Here is an 18,185-nt window from a genome sequence, read left to right on the forward strand (position 1 = left end):
TCAGATTGCTGACAAACCCCGGTTTTTTCCGGGGTTTGTTGCGTTTGGGCGTTTTAAATTCAGCTGGCGACGGGTCTAGTCCAGTATTCCTGATGAAATTGCCAATCGGCCAGATAAGCCAATTTCCGGCCCCATTTCGGAATTTGGCTCTGCAAGCCAGGTACTCCAAGGGATTTGAGCCATAAAAGACGCGCGAGGATCTGCGCGATCTTCTTCATATTCTGGGCAGCGGCGGCCAACAGGCACTGTTCACGCACCTTCGAGAGCCCTCGCAGGCGAGCGTAACGATGGCCATGCAACTGTTTGGCATCGGCGAACGACCGCTCCACGGTTTCCTGTCGTCGTTTGTAGAGCGCCTTGCCCCACGGGGTTAACCGGTAACTATCCGTTCGGTCTTTGCTGTCCTGCCAGACATGCCGGGTAAGTACTTTGACGTGGTTAGCGCTGCGCGTGCATTGGCTTAACTGTGGGCAGTTTCTGCAGTGAGCCGGATTGGACTTGTACTCACGGTAGCCCAGTCGATTGGTCGTGGCGTAGATCAGTTGCTGACCTTGCGGGCAGCAATACGTATTCGTTTCAGCGTCATAGGTGAAGGCCCGCTTTGGGAGATAACCCTTGGGCTTGTTTGGTCGCCGGTAACCCATGACCCCATAGATGCCCCGGTCTTTCAGGCCCTTGCAGATACCTGCCATGTAGTAACCCGCATCCAGGCCCACACCCCAGACATCGAAGCCAAATCGTTCACATTGTCGATCGAGCCGATCGAGGTAGGGGCGGCTGTCATGGAGGTTGGCCGGTGTGGCGTAGCTGTCGGTGATGATGGCGTTGCGGCCATCGACGGTGCGGTGATCCAGGTAGAAGAAGCCCTTGGGCTTGCCTTCCCGAACCATATAGCCACTGTCCGGATCGGTACGGCTGATCTTGATGTCTTTGGTCTTGGCTGGCTGCTCGGACAGCTTCGTTTTCAAGGGCTTTTTACCCTGGGTTTTGCGATCGCCTTCGATGGCATCTTCCAGACTGTCCAGGTAGGCCGCCACTTTCGCCTCCGCCTGCTTCAGATCGTACTTGTTCTTGTTGGCGTTGGCCTTGAGGTGCGTGCTGTCGGTGTACAACACTTCGCCGCCTACGAGGCCATAGCCCATGGCCTGGAGCACGATCTCATCAAAGATGTCCTGATAGATGGTGCTATCTTGGAACCGCCGCCGGCGGTTCTGGCTAAGAGTAGAGGCATCCGGAATCTTGTCAGTCAGGTTAAAACGCAAGAACCAACGATACGCCACGTTAACCTGTATCTCCCTCACCAGCTGACGCTCACTTCGAATACCGAACAGATAGCCGAGAAACAGTATTTTGAACAGCACCACGGGATCGAGTGCCAGCCGGCCATTGTTCGAGCAGTACAAATGCCGAACCCGATCGCGAATAAATTCGAAATCGATGTACTGATCAATGTTGCGAAGAAGGTGGTTGTCGGGGACTAGCGATTCGAGACTGACCATCTCGAGTTCGTGTTGTTGCGGGGACGGCTCTTTGAGCATGGGGCAGCCTCTGAAAAGTCGATACCCCAATTACAACAAACCCCCGCCGAAATGGCGAGGGTTTGTCAGCAGTCTGAACGCCGGTTCAGAAACCGGCGTTTTTTAGTCCCTGATTGGTTTCACTTTCACGAAAGCCAATCAGGTATAGGATAGCATCCAAGCCAAGCGTCGAAATTGCATGACGGGCAGATTCCTTAACCAACGGTTTTGCCCGGAACGCAACGCCTAGACCAGCCTGACTCAGCATCGGCAGATCATTCGCCCCATCACCCACTGCAATAACCTGCTCACGGGAAATGTGCTCTTTTTTGGCAATTTCCAGTAAGAGCTCCGCTTTGCGCTTACCGTCGACAATCTGGCCGGAAACCTCACCGGTTACTTTACCATCCCGAATTTCCAACTCATTTGCATAGATGTAATCAATGCCCAATTTACTCTGAAGGTGCCGGGCAAAATAAGTAAAGCCTCCTGAAAGGATCGCCGTTCGGTAGCCGAGCGCTTTCAAGCTTCGGATGAGGTGCTCCGCACCTTCTGTCATTTTCAACCGGCTGGCAACCCGCTCTAGCACTGATTCATCCAAGCCTTCTAGTAACGCAAGGCGCTCTGCAAAGCTCTGGCTAAAGTCCAGCTCACCCTGCATAGCCCGCTCGGTTATTTCCGCAACCTGCTCACCGACACCCGCTTCCAGAGCGAGCTCATCAATCACTTCGGCTTCAATGAGAGTGGAGTCCATATCAAACACCACTAAGCGCCGGTTTCGGCGAAAAATGGAATCCTCTTGAAAGGCAATATCCACGTTCATTTCGCCTGCAATATGCAGAAAATCAGCTCGCAGCTGCTCCAGATCCGAGGGTGTGCCTCGTACAGAGAACTCAACACAAGCAATGCCGTTACCTGCTGCATTGAGTGACGGCCTCGCCGATAGTCGGGAAATATTGTCAATATTTAGGCCATGGCGAGCAGTAATCGCTGAGACGCGGGCAATCTGTTCCGCTTTGATGTCACGGGACAAAAGAGTAACTATGTAGCAAGCACGGTTTCTACCTTCTGCCCAGGTTTGGTATTCCTCCACGGTAATCGGAGCAAACCGAACCTGAAGATCGAGCGCGTGCAAGCGGAACAGAAGGTCCCGGATCACTGGGGAGGACTTTGATTCATCTGGAATTTCAATGAGGATGCCCCAGGTTAGATGGTCGTGAATAACCGCCTGCCCTATATCCAGAATCCGCACATCGTACTGCCCCATAATGCCGGTAATTTCCGACGTGAGGCCTGGTTTATCGCGCCCGGACACGTTTATCAGAACTAGTTCACTCACTGTCGGAGTTCTCCACCTTCGCACTCTCCTCTTCCTTCGCACGCTCGGCAGAGGGGATTACATCAATCGCATCAACGCGCTGCAAACCACGGGGCAGTTTATGCCCACGCCTGCCCCGCTCTCCAAGATAGTGCTCAAGATCGGCAAATTGAAGACCCATCTTGCGCTTGCCTGCGCGCACCTCTAACTGATCATCTTCAGCGAACACAGCAATGGCGACAACATACTCCTCGCGGTTCTGAACCCGTGCGGAAGGTATGCTAATGATTTTGTTACCCTTGCCTTTGCTCAGTTCCGGCAGTTCACTGAGTGGGAATACCAGCATTCGGCCTTCGTTCGAGATAGCTCCAAGGTACAGAGCTTTCTCTGTAACCGGAATAAGCAGCGGAGGCATAATTTTCGCCCCCTTAGGCACACTCACTACAGCCTTGCCGTTCCGGTTTTTACTGATCATGTCATCCAGCGATGTCACAAACCCATAACCACCATCAGTCACCAGAAGCGTCTTGCGGGCCGGGTCACCCATTAAGAGACCTGAGAAACTGGCCCCGGAGGGCGGGTTTATCCTGCCGGTAAGCGGCTCGCCCTGCCCACGGGCAGACGGGAGGCTATGAGCCATCAGCGAGTATGCCCGGCCGGTCGAATCCAAAAAGATCGTTTGCTGGTTATTACGCCCACGTGCTGCCAAGGCGAAGCTGTCTCCAGCTTTATAACTCAGCCCGCCCGGGTCTATGTCGTGGCCTTTGGCAGCCCTTACCCAGCCTTTGTCGGACAACACAACGGTAACCGGGTCGTTAGAAACCAGATCATTATCGCTGAACGCTTTGGCTTCTTCACGCTCAACAATCGGAGAACGGCGGTCATCACCATATTCTTGCGCATCCGCCTGCAACTCGCTTTTAATCAGCTCGCGCAAACGTTTTTCGGAACCGAGAATAGACTGCAGCTCATCCCGTTCCGCGGCCAGTTCGTCTTGCTCGCCACGGATTTTCATTTCCTCAAGCTTGGCCAGGTGCCGCAGCTTGAGCTCAAGAATGGATTCGGCCTGATCCGCAGATAAACCGAATCGCTCCATAAAGACCGCCTTAGGCTTGTCTTCTGTGCGAATAATGTGAATAACTTCGTCGATATTCAGGTAGGCAATCAACAAGCCTTCCAGAATATGTAAACGCGCCAGCACCTTGTCGAGACGATGTTGCAAGCGGCGGGTTACTGTGGTGCGGCGGAAGGTCAACCACTCTGTGAGCATCTGGTGCAGACCTTTCACACCCGGGCGGCCATCGTTACCAATAACGTTGATGTTTACCCGATAGGTTTTCTCAAGATCTGTGCTGGCAAACAAGTGTGCCATAAGCCCATCGAGATCCACGCGATTGGAGCGCGGCACAATCACCAATCGGGTTGGGTTCTCGTGATCAGATTCGTCACGAAGATCCGCCACCATTGGCAGCTTTTTGGTTTGCATTTGGTGCGCAATCTGCTCCAGTACACGGTTCCCGGAAACCTGATGGGGCAAATCTGTAACAACAATCTCACCAGTCTCCCGAACCCAGCGGGCACGCATTCGTAAAGAGCCACGGCCCGTTGCATACATTTGGCGCAGATCTTTTTTGGGTGTGATGATCTCCGCGTATGTCGGGAAATCCGGCCCTTTTACGTGCTCCAACAGCTGATCGACAGTTGCATCAGGCTCGTCCAACAATCGAATACAAGCGGCGGTAACTTCCCGTGCATTGTGGGGTGGAATATCTGTTGCCATGCCCACGGCGATACCGGTGGTCCCGTTTAGCAGAACATGAGGCAACCGCGCGGGCAGAACCGAGGGCTCATCCATAGTGCCATCAAAATTGGGCACCCAGTCTACGGTTCCATGCCCTAGCTCTGTCAGTAGCAGATCAGAAAACTTTGCCAACCGTGACTCGGTATACCGCATCGCAGCGAAAGACTTGGGATCATCTGGCGCGCCCCAGTTGCCTTGGCCGTCCACTAGCGGATAGCGATAGGAAAATGGCTGAGCCATGAGCACCATAGCCTCATAGCAAGCGCTATCCCCATGCGGGTGGAACTTACCAAGGACATCACCTACGGTGCGGGCAGATTTCTTGTACTTTGACGTCGACTTAAGGCCCAACTCTGACATAGCGTAAATAATTCGCCGTTGAACCGGCTTCAGCCCGTCCCCGACATTTGGGAGCGCACGGTCAAGAATGACGTACATGGAGTAATCGAGATAGGCTTTTTCCGTGTAGTCTCTGAGTGATACCCGCTCAAAGCCTTCATCCGTCGTCTGAAACTCTGGCATGGATGCCTCTTTTTGCCTGTAGTGCCTGATTTTTAAGAAGTCCGTGATGCTACCCTGCGCACTCTAAATAATCACGAAAATGGTGCGCCAAAGCAGAGGGACATTATATGGAGCACCGGACAGATACACCAACAACCCACGGATATATTGGCGAAAATACGCTATCCATACCCGAAGCCATCGATTCCAATAGCGGAATTCCCGCATGGAGAGACTGTAAGGTGCGCCGTATGCTCTTCGGTCAGTGATGAATAGAAGACCGTTTTCCTTTCTAACAAGCGGAACACTATGAAACCCAATCTCAAAGCCTGCGGGCAAGCCATGGTTACCGCCATGGTGAATGCGGCACTAGCCGTGGCGTTAATGCTTCTTGTAGAATTTGCAATCAGCGGAAGCTTTCAAGTTCCGGCGCCCTATCTATGGGCTGGTTTATTGATAGGGCTGGTTATTTTCGGTGCCCAGTTCTGGCGCCAACGACACCTATACCGCTCTAACGAAGCGGGGCAGGAAACATCAACAACCTCCCATCAAAGCCTTCACTCAGACGCCTAATGCACCGGTGAAGTGATCACATTTTAATAATTTTCTACCACTCGGCTCAGCGCTGCTATGCTGTGAAAAGCACCAGTAGACATTAGGGCCCACTATGACAATAATCAAACGCCTCGGGCTACGCTCGAAAATAGCACTCCCTTTTGCGATCACGTCCGTCGCCCTTATTTTTATAGGGCTGTTCAGCGTTAACACTACCCGTCATTTAGTTTCAGGCACCGAAGATATCGCTGAGACTTATTTGACCTCAGTCAGCCAAATCCTGAATGGGGACCGAGATCTTTATCAAGCGCTAGTTGCCCAAATGGCCTATGTTGACGCCAGTATCAATAACGAAGACGGCTCAGAATTCATTGTGACGTTTGAAGAAAATGCAGATCAGGCACGAGCGCGCTTTGAGAAAACCATAAAACAACTCGCTGGCACCGGCGTTGCCGCAGTCACTCAGGGGTTCGACACCGCCTTTGAAAATTGGCAGCAATCAGCTCGCCAAGTCATAAGTCTGGCGGAACAAGGTCAACCCAAAGAGGCTAGAAAACTCGCCTCAACTGAAGCTGCAAAACGCTTTGAAGCCTTACGGAACTATTTTGACAAGGTTGGCGCCCACGCAGATGAAAGGGCCCAGGAGCGGGCTTTGGCTGTTTCACGCGAGGGCCAAAGTAGCTCCTTTGCAATCCTAGTAATCACCTCACTCGCCATCATCGGTAGCATCGCAATTTTCTTCCTATTCCTCCGGATGATCATTCAGTCTATATCAGCTCTTCGCGAGCAATTGGATAACATCGCCCAAGGCGACGGTGACCTTACCCAACGTATTCCGGTAGAAGTTGATGACGATCTGGGCGCTCTCGCAAAAAGCTTCAATCAGGTTCTTAACAACCTTCAGTCTATGATCGCTTCGATTCAGCAGCTGACTGTAGAGCTGGGTCAGGGGGCTGACAGCCTGCGCCAGGCTTCAAATGACAATAACGAAGGTGTAAATCGACAAACCGGCGCCATCTCAATGGTTGCGACCGCTATCAACGAAATGCAGAGCGCGATAGAAGAAGTTGCCGGAAACGCGTCTCAGGCAGCAGATGTCACTAGGGATGCCGAAAGCAAAGGCAATAACAGTGCAGATATTATCCGAAAATCGTCGGAGCAAGTACGCCGCTTATCCAGCCAAATCACAAAAGCGGTTGACGTTATTCGCAAACTCTCCGATGACTCAGACAATATTGCATCGGTATTGGACGTCATCAGGGGCATTGCAGAGCAGACAAACCTGCTGGCATTGAACGCAGCCATCGAAGCTGCCAGAGCAGGCGATCAAGGTCGTGGATTTGCAGTTGTTGCGGATGAAGTACGCACTCTGGCAAAACGTACGCAGCAGTCCACGGAAGACATTCAAGCCATGATTGAAGCCCTGCAAAACGGTGTTGCCGATATTGTTGCCGTAATGGAGACGGGGAGTCAGGAAGCAGCGGAAACCGTGAAGCTGTCAACCGAAGCGGAGCAGGAATTAAACGCAATCCTCGAAGCTATGACTACGATAACCGACATGAACACGAGCGTTGCTTCTGCAACAGAAGAGCAAACTCAGGTGGTCGATGAAATTAACCGGAGCATTACTGAAATCAATGATTTGGCAACCGAAAGTGCGACACGATCAGAAGACATAAACAGCATTAGTCAATCGCTTGACGAGTATGCACGGGAGTTAGAGAAGCAAACAGGTAGATTCCGGGTATAACCCCCCGGAATCTACCATGTCAGGCGAGCTAGGGGCTTACTGGCGAACACCCTCAACAGAGATGGTGATCTCTACTGTCTCAGACGCTTTTCCGAGACTTGTAGGAATGCCAAAGTCTTCAAGGCGCAATTCCGTCTCAGCTTCGAACCCCATGCGGTAGCCGCCCCAGGGGTCTTTTCCGTGGCCTAGCATTTCCACGTCAAGCGTGATTTCGCGAGTGACACCGTGCAGTGTGAAATCACCTATCACGTCCGCTTCGCCTTCATCGTCAACAACTACGCGCTTACTTTTGAAGCTCGCTTCGGGGAACTTGCTCACGTTCAGGAAGTCCTTGCCACGGAGGTGCTTATCCCGCTCGGCGTGGTTGGAATCCAAACTGCTGGTATCAATGGACACCGTTACTGAACTGTTTTCCGGGTTTTCGGCATCGTATACAAACTGACCGTCAAAATCGTTAAAGCGGCCGTAGAGCCAGCTGTAGCCCAAGTGAGAAATTTTGAAGGTGATGAACTGGTGGGCACCCTCTTTGTCGAATGCATAGGTTCCACTGTGCTCGTCGGCCTGAACACTTCCTGCCAGCGCCATAGATACGGCAGATGCAAGTAGTAATTTCTTCATAACATTCTCCTTTAGGTAAATAGAAACGCGCTATTTAAGTGCAAAGCTGTACACATCAATCATTCCCCCGCGCAGGAACCACCATTCGGCGAAGGGTCTCATCACGGTCGAAGAAGTGATGCTTCAACGCACCTGCAGCGTGAACAGACACAAGAACAACCAGCGCCCATGTGCTCCAGTAGTGCACCAGACCAGCAGTGTCCTCGAGCCCCTTAATCTGACCGGTGACCGATGGCACCTCAAACCAGCCAAATACACTTATGGACGAACCGTCGGCGGTTGAAATCAAAAAGCCGCTCACCATAGCCACAAAAACCACGATATATAGCAACATGTGAGCAACCCGGGCGCTTAAAACCTCCCAGCGTTTATGTGTGGCAATCGGCTTCGGTGAAGGTGAAATAAATCGCCACAGCAGTCGAAACGCCACTAGAGCGAACAACAAAATACCTATGCTGCGATGAATGTCTGGAGCACGCCGGTACCAATCGTCGTAGTAAGACAAGTCCACCATCCAAAAGCCGAGGGCAAACAGACCTATCACGGCAAACGCCACAACCCAGTGAAGCAGGATCGCCAACAAGCCATAGCTGGCAGGGACATTGTTTACTTGCATAGCAATTTAGGCCTCATATTCGGGTCGGCAACTTGAACTGTATTGAGTATAAAAAGCCGCACGCTTAAAAGAAATCGGAATGTTTTGCCTCCCATGGTCAAAATTTTTGACCATGGGAGTGTAACACTCGAAACGGCTTGACTTTGGTCTCATTCGGGTTGTACGGATTGTCGATTTTTATTAACCCGGTAGACTTTCTCTATGATTAAAGCGCCCCGTCGGGGGCCTCATTGAACGAGAGGATAGGACATGGAACTTGAATTCGACGAATCCGTTGTAATCCCAAGCAACAACTGATTAAGTGGTAGCTCTCTGTGTAACCCTTTTCACGCACAGAGAGCTGCCAAATTTTCGCTAAGCAGAAGACAAACTGGCCGATAATACTTACTGCCAAGGCGTTCAGCCCGAGCTAATTCCGTACACCATCGCAATCACCGCAACCGATACCAGCCCAACGAACACGTTCATTGGCAAGCCAACGCGCACGAAATCCCAAAAACGGTAGCCTCCCGGGCCAAATACCATCATGTTGGTTTGATACCCCAGCGGCGTGGCAAAACTGGCCGACGCGGCCATCATTACCGCTATCACGAAGGGTTCAGCCGCAACCTCCATGGTGCCAGTCATCGATAACACAACAGGAATCACCAACACAGCTGCCGCGTTGTTGGTAATCACCTCTGTCAACACAGACACAGAAAAATAGACAAGAAACAGAGCCAGTAAAACATGGCCCTTGCTAAGGCCGAGAATAACGCCAGCAACATAACTGGCCGCCCCCGTTTCCTGTAGGGCCGCGCCCAGAGCGAACGAAGCCGCGATCGTGAGAACCACTGGCACATCCACTGATTTCTGCGCCTGACCTACGGAGCAACAGCCACTCAGAATCATTAAGGCGGCGCCTAGCAGGGCGGCGTTTAGCATGCTGAGCACACCACAAGCCGCCAGCCCCACCAGAACAATCAAGATGCCCCAAGATAGCCACGCGCGATCGTGCCTCGGAGCCTCGGTTTCCAGATCATTTATAAGCAGGAAATCTTTGTTGTAACGTTGACGACTTACGAATGCGGGGCGCGCTTCTAGCAACAACACATCACCAGGCTTGAGGCGAATATTGCCCAAATTTCCAGATACTCGAGCACCGCCACGGGCAACGGCCAAAACAACGGCTCCGTAACGTTCTCGAAACCGAGCATCACGAATGGTCAGCCCCAAGACCTCAGACTGGGGAGACAGCGCAGCCTCCATTAAACAACGCTCCGCACGATGCTGACTCAAGCTCGGCTCATCTGCGTGCACAGATGGCACAATGCCATTTATTCGTAGAAGGTCTGAAATAGCCTGAGTATCTCCGGCAAATACGAGCCGATCGCTGCCGCACAAGCGCTCTTCAGAAGGCACAGCCGTGACCACGCTGCCATCACGCTCGATCTCTACCAGATAAAGTCGCTCCAACTCTCTTAGGCCAGCCTCACCCACGGTTTTACCAACCAAGGGCCCATCAACCGCAACGGCAACTTCCAGCGTAAACTCCCTCATTGAGCCAAATTTATGTCGGTCCTCCCGGTTTGGAAGCGCCCGGGGCATAAAAAGCAATATTGCGGAGATACCCAGAATGGCCACCGGCAGGCCAACGGCCGTAATAGAGAAAATGGAAAGCCCGGCATCTCCGGTCAATTGCTCATACTGGCCATTAACAACCAAATTGGTACTGGTGCCTATCATAGTCAGCGTGCCACCGAGAATGGCGGAGTAGCTAAGAGGGATCATCAGCTTTGAGGGGGCAATACCGATCTTCCGAGACCAGGCATGGATCGCCGGAATCATGGTAGCGACAACGGGGGTGTTATTGAGAAAACCGCTCAACAATGCGACTGGTAGAGTAATGCGCGCTTGCGCCGAGCGAACGGTTTTGGGGTTTCTCAGCAAGTGCCTAACCAGCAAATCGACGCCACCGGAATGGTGAATGCCCGCTGCCACCACAAACAAGGCTACAACAGTAATTAGCCCCGTATTCGAAAAACCCGACAGGGCTTGGTCGGCAGAAACGATGCCACTGGCACTGAGCACAACCATCACACCCATCAGAACTAAATGGGGCGCATAGCGCCCTGAGCTCATGAGTATAAGCGCGACGCCCGCCAGACCCAGCGAAAACCATCCTTGCCAGTCCATTTACGGCTCTTCCCCATCAGAAAACCGGCAGGATAACGAGTTTAAAGAAGACTTAAAAAGAATAACGCATTCTTTTTATATACCCAAAACGAATAAGACCGACAATAAAAAAATGTCAAGTGCCAACATCCGCCATATTTCCATAGGCCTCCAGCCAAGATCTCCGATCGGATGCGCGCTTCTTACCCAGAAGCATATCCATGCGGCTGTCGGTATCATCTCCATCTTCAATAGTGAGCATGACCAAGCGGCGAGTATCCGGCGCCATAGTAGTCTCACGCAATTGCAGCGGGTTCATTTCACCCAGCCCCTTGAAGCGGGTTACCGAGATTTTGCCCTTACGCTTTTCAGCTTCGATGCGGTCCAGAATACCCTGCTTTTCATGTTCATCGAGGGCGTAAAAGGTTTCCTTACCCAGATCAACCCGATAAAGCGGCGGCATGGCAACAAACACGTGGCCTGCAGCGACAACGGGCCTGAAGTGTTTAAGGAACAGAGCGCATAAAAGTGTCGCGATGTGCAAGCCGTCGGAATCTGCGTCGGCGAGGATGCAGATCTTGTTATAGCGCAAACCGTCCAACTGGTCCGAATTCGGGTCTACGCCTATGGCAACGGCGATATCATGGATTTCCTGAGACGCCAAAATTTCACTGGAATCCACTTCCCAGGTATTCAGAATTTTCCCGCGCAACGGCATAACCGCCTGAAATTCACGATCACGAGCTTGTTTGGCAGAACCGCCAGCCGAGTCTCCCTCAACCAAGAACAACTCGGAGCGAGCGGTATCACCACCCGAGCAGTCCGCCAACTTGCCCGGCAGCGCTGGCCCAGAAGTCACTCGTTTACGCGCCACCTTCTTACTGGCTTTGAGTCTGCGCTGGGCATTGCTTATAAACAGCTCCGCCAGCACTTCGGCCACATCGGTATGCTGGTTCAGCCACAAGCTAAATGCATCTTTGACCACACCGGAAATAAAGCCCGCCGCCTCTCGTGACGACAAGCGCTCCTTGGTCTGCCCGGAAAACTGCGGTTCCTGCATTTTGAAGGAAAGCACATAAGCCGCCCGTTCCCAAATATCTTCTGGTGACAACTTAACGCCCCTCGGCAGCAAATTACGGAACTCACAAAACTCCCGCATAGCTTCGAGCAGCCCGGTGCGCAAGCCGTTCACATGGGTACCACCCTGAACGGTAGGAATCAGGTTTACATAACTTTCCATGACTCCCTCGCCGCCCTCAGGTAGCCATTGAATAGCCCAGTCAACGGCTTCATTTTTACTGGAAAAACTGCCTATAAAAGGCTCCAGAGGTACAACTTCATAATCGACCAGCGCGGTGCGCAGATAATCACGCAGCCCTTCTTCATAAAACCACTCATCTTTTTCGCCAGTCTTTTCCTGCAAAAAGGTTACCGTCAGGCTTGGGCAAAGCACTGCTTTGGCGCGCAGGTTGTGGCGCAGGCGGCTCACAGAAAAATTGGGACTATCGAAATAAGCGGCATCCGGTGTGAACTTGATGCGGGTTCCGGTGTTGCGCTTACCAACTGTATCAATAACTTCCAGTTCAGAAGCCTTGTCACCGTTGGCAAACGTCATGCGATGGAGTTGGCCGTTACGCTTTACGCTAATTTCAAGATGCTTGGAGAGCGCATTAACTACCGAAACACCGACGCCGTGCAAACCGCCCGAAAAGTTGTAGTTACCCTGAGAAAATTTACCCCCCGCGTGCAGCCGAGTCAGAATCAGCTCAACCCCCGAGAGGCCTTCTTCTTTGTGCAGGTCGACAGGCATACCCCGGCCATCGTCTTCAACGCTCAGTGATCCGTCTGCATAAAGCACCACATCAATACGGCGAGCATGGCCTGCCAAAGCCTCATCCACACTGTTGTCGATTACTTCCTGCGCCAAATGGTTCGGGCGGCTGGTGTCTGTATACATCCCGGGGCGCTTGCGCACCGGATCCAGGCCGCTCAGTACTTCAATGGCATCGGCGTTATATTGTTGCTCGCTCATAGGCTGGACGTAACTCCACGAGAAGGAAAATTCGATCTCATAGCTTATGGATTCACGGCCAAAGATCAACGGCTGATTGAAGTTCCTGCATCTAAGGCCGGTCTTTGGTGCGTTTTGAAAGCCATCAGCAACCTGCCTTGCTAAAACAAACAGGAGCCATTAGATTCGGGCAAAATTGACAAACATCAACTACACTCAGCTGTTATAAGCGCAGAGTCTGTAGAGAATCCTAATAAAATAGAAGGAGTATGGTCATGGGCGAACAGCCTGATACTTCGGCAACGACCGATCAGGACGGCAAAGCAATCACCAAGGCCCGGGAGTGGCAGGTTTTATTGATGGTGACCTTTGTAATCTTGCCAGCCACAGCCGTTGCCGTGGTTGGCGGATATGGCTTTGCCGTGTGGATTGGGCAGATGTTCCTAGGCCCCCCGGGGCACCCATGAGCGCAAGCGCAGACCACCTGTATTACAAACCACAAAAATCTGACCCGGGCAGAACCTCATGTTAAAACGCATAAAGTCCCTTTGGCGGACTCTAAATCGCCCACCCGTCCACATCAGCTTGGGGCTGGTTATCATTACCGGTTTTGTCGCTGGCATTATCTTCTGGGGCGGCTTTAACACGGCCCTCGAAGTTACAAACACGGAAGCGTTTTGCATCAGCTGCCATGAAATGAAAGACAACGTTTACGAAGAGTTGAAGGATACCGTGCACTACGAAAATCGCACGGGCGTTAGGGCCACTTGTCCGGACTGCCATGTACCCCACAACTGGACAGATAAAATTGCGCGGAAAATGCAGGCCAGTAAAGAAGTATGGGGCGCTATTTTCGGAACCATCAATACTCCAGAAAAGTTTGAGGCCAAGCGCTTGGAGCTTGCACAGCATGAGTGGGCCAGATTTTCAGCCAACAACTCGTTGGAGTGCCGCAACTGTCATGACTACGACAGCATGGACTGGGACAAAATGGGTGACGAAGCACGCCGTTTCATGAAGCCCGCCGCAGAGCGTAACCAGAGCTGTCTCGACTGCCACAAGGGCATTGCCCACCACCTGCCCAAAGAGATGAACACTGGGGTTGACCCTGCCCTTGCCCGGTTGATGGACCAAGCAGCTGGCGCGCGTCTGGCAACTGGCGAGACTTATTACACAGTCACATCGGTTGATCTTTACACCGACCCCGAACTGCAGAATCTTGCCGGCTACCTTGACCCCGCTTCTTCTGTAAACCTGATCAGCACCAAAGGTGATGCTTTGGAAGTTCAGGTATCTGGATGGCGCAAGCAAAAAGGTTTTGGCCGCATCATGTACGAAGGCTTTGGTCTTAACGTAGCCAGTGCGGTTCTCGAAAAAGAGGTTGCCACAGACGATGCCCGCTTCAGTTTGGGCGAAAGCAAAGTGGACGACCTCACTGGCCTGTCTTGGGAGCGGGCAGATATTACCCTGTGGGCGAAAAAAGGCGGCCTGTTGCCTGATCGCGACGCCCTCTGGAGCTATGCCGACCAGACATACTCAGATGGCTGCAGTGTTTGCCATGGCGAACCAGCCCCAGGGCATTTCGATGCTAACACCTGGCCCGCAATGTTCTCGGGCATGGTGGGCTTCACCAACATGAATGCGGAAACCCAAGCTCTGGTGTTGAAGTATCTGCAGCTGCACTCTTCGGACTTTGCCGAAAACGCACACTGACTTTTGAGGCATAAGATGGCTATTACACGCAGACAATTCATGCAAGGACTGGCTTCTGTTTCAGCGGGGGCCATGCTCGGCCCCGGCCTTTTAATGCGTACAGCAGAAGCTGCCGTATCAGCTGAAGGCTCCTGGAAAACCACCGGTTCGCACTGGGGCGCCATCAAGGCCTTGGTAAAAGGCGGCAAGGTGGCTGAAATAAAGCCGCTTGAACAAGACAAGTACCCAACCGAGATGATCAAAGGTGTGATGGGCGTCATCTACAACCCATCCCGCATTCGCTACCCCATGGCCCGATTGGACTGGCTGAAAAACCGAGAGAATAGCGACCGCACCCAGCGTGGTGACAACCGGTTTGTACGCCTGACTTGGGACGAAGCTCTAGATCTGTTCTATGAGGAGCTGGAGCGGGTGCAAACCACCCACGGCCCGGCTGCCCTGCACCACTCCACCGGCTGGCGCCAGACCGGGCAGGTACATAGCTGCGGCAACCACATGGCTCGTGCCCTCGGCATGCATGGCAATTCGGTGGCCTCAATCGGCGACTACTCCACGGGCGCCGCTCAAGGCATTCTGCCCTACATACTGGGCTCTACCGAGGTATACAGTCAGGGCACATCATGGCCGCTGATTCTGGAAAACAGCAAAACCGTCATCCTGTGGGCCAATGACCCGGTCAAAAATCTTCAGGTAGGCTGGAACTGTGAAACCCACGAATCCTACGAATATCTGGAGCAGCTGAAAGGCAAAGTGGCCAACGGCAGCATCCGCGTAATCAGCGTCGACCCGGTTCGCTCCAAAACCCAGAACTATCTGGGCTGCGAGCAGTTGTACGTAAACCCGATGACCGACGTACCCTTCATGCTGGGCATTGCACACACCCTGTATACCGAAAACCTTTACGACAAGAAGTTCATCGAAACCTACGCGCTGGGCTTCAAAGACTTCATTGACTATGTGATGGGTGAAACCGACGACAAGGTTGAGAAAACACCTGCTTGGGCATCTGCGATTTGCGGCATCGATGAAGACAAAATACGTGAGTTTGCCCGTCTGCTCGCGTCGGACCGCACACAGCTTCTCTTTGGCTGGGCGGTTCAGCGTCAACAGCATGGCGAGCAGCCTTACTGGATGGGTGCCGTAATTGCCACCATGCTGGGCCAGATTGGTTTGCCGGGCGGCGGTATCAGTTACGCCCACCACTACAGCTCGATTGGGGTATCGGCTTCTGGCGCCAGCGCGCCGGGCGCCTTCCCACGCAATATAGACGCGGGCAAAGCACCAAAGCACCCGAGCACAGACTATAAAGGCGCCAGCAGCACCATCCCGATTGCGCGTTGGGTTGACAGCATCCTAACACCCGGTGAAAAGATCGAGTACAACGGTAGTGAAGTAATCTACCCGGAAATCCGCATGGTAGTGTTCAGTGGCTGTAACCCCTGGCACCGTCATCAAGACCGCAACCGAATGAAACAGGCTTATCGCAAGCTGGAAACTGCGGTTACCATCGACTTTACGTGGAACGCCACCTGCCGCTTCTCGGATCTCGTACTACCCGCCTGCACCCAGTTTGAGCGCAACGATATCGATATCTATGGCTCCTACAGCAACCGCGGCCTGCTGGCCATGCATAAGCTGGTGGACCCTTTGTTCCATTCGCGCACGGATTTCGACATATTCACAGAACTCTGTCGTCGCTTTGGTCGCCACGAAGAATACCGTCGCAGCATGGACGAAGGTCAGTGGCTGCGGCACCTCTACAATGCCTGCCGGGACGAAAACCAGAAGGCCGGATTCAAGATGCCGGAATTCGACGAGTTCTGGGAAGCCGGTTATATCGACTTTGGGGCTGGCAAGCCTTGGGTGCGGCACGCCGACTTCCGGGAAGACCCGGAACTGAACGCATTGGGTACTCCTTCCGGATTTATTGAAATCAGTAGCCGAAAAATCGGCCGGTACGGCTATGACGACTGCAAGGCCTATCCCAGCTGGATGGAGAAAGCCGAGAGGTCACACGGCGGGCCGGGTTCCGACAAGTTCCCCTTATGGCTGCAATCAGTGCATCCAGACAATCGCCTGCACTCACAAATGTGCGAATCGGAAGAGTTCCGCGCCACCTACACAGTACAGGGCCGCGAACCGGTGTTTATGGGCCCTGAAGACGCCAAGGCACGCGGCATCGCCGACGGTGATCTGGTGCGCGTGTTCAACGACCGTGGCCAACTCCTGGCTGGCGCCGTGGTTTCCGACAACTTCCCGCCAGGCGTCATCCGCATTCAGGAAGGCGCATGGTACGGCCCGGAGGATGCCAGCATAGGCTCACTGGACACATACGGTGACCCCAACACCCTCACCATGGATATAGGCACTTCGCGCCTGTCTCAGGCCACCAGCGCCAATACTTGTCTGGTCAACATGGAGAAGTTCAAGGGTACCGCACCGGCTGTCACCTCATTCGGCGGGCCCATTGAGGTTGAGGTATGAATGCAGATTGGCGCCACCCCGCGCTCTGCAACTGGTTTGCCGGTCTCTTTGCAGCAGAGTTGACCGCTGAACAACTGCAGGCTTACCAACGAGGAGAGGGTGAGGCCGTGCTCGTCTCGCTGTCTGAGCTACCAGACCTTACAGAGGCTGTTAAGCGGTTGCGCAATGCCATCAATGGCCTGACCTTGCTAGCCCATCCACAATTGGAGCTGGCAGCAGATTTCGCTTCCATGTTCCTGCTGGACGGGCAAAACAGCCCCCCCCCCTATGCATCCTTTTACAGCTCTGAGGGCAGCCGCTTTTTTGCAGAGCCACAGGCACGCATGCAAGAGAGACTGGAAGCTAGCCAGCAAGAGGTGTCAGCAGATTTTCGGGAGCCTTCAGACCACTTGTCGGTGATGCTTGAATATCTGGGCGATGGCTTCGCAGCACATCAGGAAACCGCGGAACGATCTAATTCAGGGCCCACATTAGATCAGATCAAAACCTTTGTTGAGGAAGAGCTGCTGAACTGGCTCCCCGCTTTTGCAGCCCGCTGCCAGAAGGTTAAAACCGTGAGCGATCTCTACCCTGCTCTGGCGGCTCTGTTGCTTGAGTTCTGTAAGGGGTTGCCAGCGTTGGACGAAGCGCTGGCAAATGAATCGGCGAAGGCCGCCTCAAGGCTTTAAAATCAGATCTTTGTCCCTAACACCCGACACCCGGATTTCCGACCAATCACTAGCAGGAACCGCCACCACTACGCAGGGCGATGTTATAACCTGAGCGGTCATGGTTCCGGGCGCCGGCGAACGCATCGCCACCGCAAGCTGTAATGTGCTTGTGGTGCTCTGCGCAGAACTCAGGCTAAGGCTGTAACCGCTCGTTGGCCGTTCCCCTAACGTGACAAACAGCAAGTGTTCTTTGGCGAGATCCACCTGTCGCAACTGCTGCACCGCCATATTCTGAGTTGGCAGATCAAGCATCTGCTGCAGCCGCTCGGCAGTCTGAACATAGGCCAATCCGGGGCCCGTTAGCCCACAATGGGCTGACTGAGTAACCTGCCGCGCTAAGGGCGCATCGCGCTTATCCTCGGTAACATGGGAAGACGCACACCCTGCCAACAACGCAAGCCCGGCCACCAAAGAAGCTGATGGCACGCCTGCAAATA

Annotated in this window: 14 protein-coding genes; 6 read left to right on the plus strand and 8 right to left on the minus strand. The window is 53.2% G+C overall.

Annotated features, from left to right (window positions below; genetic code table 11):
• Window positions 1-59: 59 nt before the first annotated feature.
• From MWU62_RS02650 to parC, 3 genes are all read right to left on the minus strand, one after another.
• Window positions 60-1,538 (minus strand): IS1182 family transposase, encoded by a 1,479-nt coding sequence (locus tag MWU62_RS02650; RefSeq protein ID WP_247113316.1) that lies wholly within the window; start codon window positions 1,536-1,538, stop codon window positions 60-62.
• Window positions 1,539-1,623: 85 nt separating this feature from the next.
• Entirely contained in the window at window positions 1,624-2,856 is a 1,233-nt protein-coding gene (gene serB, locus MWU62_RS02655; RefSeq protein ID WP_247113317.1) for a phosphoserine phosphatase SerB, read from the minus strand.
• On the minus strand, window positions 2,849-5,158 hold the full coding sequence (parC, locus tag MWU62_RS02660; RefSeq protein ID WP_247113319.1) for a DNA topoisomerase IV subunit A: 2,310 nt from the start codon (window positions 5,156-5,158) through the stop codon (window positions 2,849-2,851). The genes serB and parC overlap by 8 nt, the downstream gene beginning before the upstream one ends.
• A 288-nt stretch (window positions 5,159-5,446) precedes the next feature.
• Between parC and MWU62_RS02665 the strand changes: the two genes are divergently transcribed.
• Window positions 5,447-5,710: a hypothetical protein gene (locus MWU62_RS02665; RefSeq protein ID WP_247113320.1), complete on the plus strand. Its 264-nt coding sequence runs from the start codon at window positions 5,447-5,449 to the stop codon at window positions 5,708-5,710.
• Window positions 5,711-5,804: 94 nt separating this feature from the next.
• On the plus strand, window positions 5,805-7,442 hold the full coding sequence (locus MWU62_RS02670) for a methyl-accepting chemotaxis protein (protein WP_247113322.1): 1,638 nt from the start codon (window positions 5,805-5,807) through the stop codon (window positions 7,440-7,442).
• Window positions 7,443-7,478: 36 nt separating this feature from the next.
• Here the strand turns inward: MWU62_RS02670 and MWU62_RS02675 are convergent, their stop codons facing one another.
• From MWU62_RS02675 to parE, 4 genes are all read right to left on the minus strand, one after another.
• Window positions 7,479-8,060 (minus strand): YceI family protein, encoded by a 582-nt coding sequence (locus tag MWU62_RS02675; protein ID WP_247113324.1) that lies wholly within the window; start codon window positions 8,058-8,060, stop codon window positions 7,479-7,481.
• 55 nt (window positions 8,061-8,115) lie between these two features.
• Window positions 8,116-8,676 carry a cytochrome b gene (locus tag MWU62_RS02680; RefSeq protein WP_247113325.1) on the minus strand — a complete coding sequence of 187 codons (561 nt, stop codon included), beginning with the start codon at window positions 8,674-8,676 and terminating at the stop codon, window positions 8,116-8,118.
• 399 nt (window positions 8,677-9,075) lie between these two features.
• A complete protein-coding gene (locus tag MWU62_RS02685) occupies window positions 9,076-10,851 on the minus strand; it encodes an SLC13 family permease (RefSeq protein WP_247113326.1) in 1,776 nt (591 codons plus the stop codon).
• Between the two features lie 115 nt (window positions 10,852-10,966).
• Complete coding sequence (gene parE, locus MWU62_RS02690; RefSeq protein WP_200365209.1) at window positions 10,967-12,862, minus strand: DNA topoisomerase IV subunit B; 1,896 nt, start codon at window positions 12,860-12,862, stop codon at window positions 10,967-10,969.
• 254 nt (window positions 12,863-13,116) lie between these two features.
• Between parE and MWU62_RS02695 the strand changes: the two genes are divergently transcribed.
• Genes MWU62_RS02695 through torD form a run of 4 tightly spaced genes read left to right on the plus strand, consistent with a single transcriptional unit; the run spans window position 13,117 to window position 17,706 of the window.
• Window positions 13,117-13,308, plus strand: coding sequence for a periplasmic nitrate reductase, NapE protein (locus tag MWU62_RS02695; protein ID WP_247113327.1), 192 nt, complete (start codon window positions 13,117-13,119; stop codon window positions 13,306-13,308).
• Window positions 13,309-13,366: 58 nt separating this feature from the next.
• The gene (gene torC / locus MWU62_RS02700) at window positions 13,367-14,554 is read left to right on the plus strand and encodes a pentaheme c-type cytochrome TorC (protein ID WP_247113329.1); all 1,188 of its coding nucleotides are present in this window, start codon (window positions 13,367-13,369) and stop codon (window positions 14,552-14,554) included.
• A 15-nt stretch (window positions 14,555-14,569) separates the two neighbouring features.
• The gene (torA, locus tag MWU62_RS02705; protein ID WP_281494769.1) at window positions 14,570-17,038 is read left to right on the plus strand and encodes a trimethylamine-N-oxide reductase TorA; all 2,469 of its coding nucleotides are present in this window, start codon (window positions 14,570-14,572) and stop codon (window positions 17,036-17,038) included.
• Window positions 17,035-17,706 (plus strand): molecular chaperone TorD, encoded by a 672-nt coding sequence (gene torD / locus MWU62_RS02710; RefSeq protein WP_247113331.1) that lies wholly within the window; start codon window positions 17,035-17,037, stop codon window positions 17,704-17,706. Before torA ends, torD begins: the two co-directional genes overlap by 4 nt.
• Here torD and MWU62_RS18980 read toward each other — a convergent pair.
• Entirely contained in the window at window positions 17,695-18,174 is a 480-nt protein-coding gene (locus MWU62_RS18980; protein WP_247113332.1) for a protease complex subunit PrcB family protein, read from the minus strand. The genes torD and MWU62_RS18980 overlap by 12 nt on opposite strands.
• Window positions 18,175-18,185: the final 11 nt, after the last annotated feature.

The organism is Marinobacter sp. S6332, assembly GCF_023016045.1.
Classification (GTDB): domain Bacteria; phylum Pseudomonadota; class Gammaproteobacteria; order Pseudomonadales; family Oleiphilaceae; genus Marinobacter.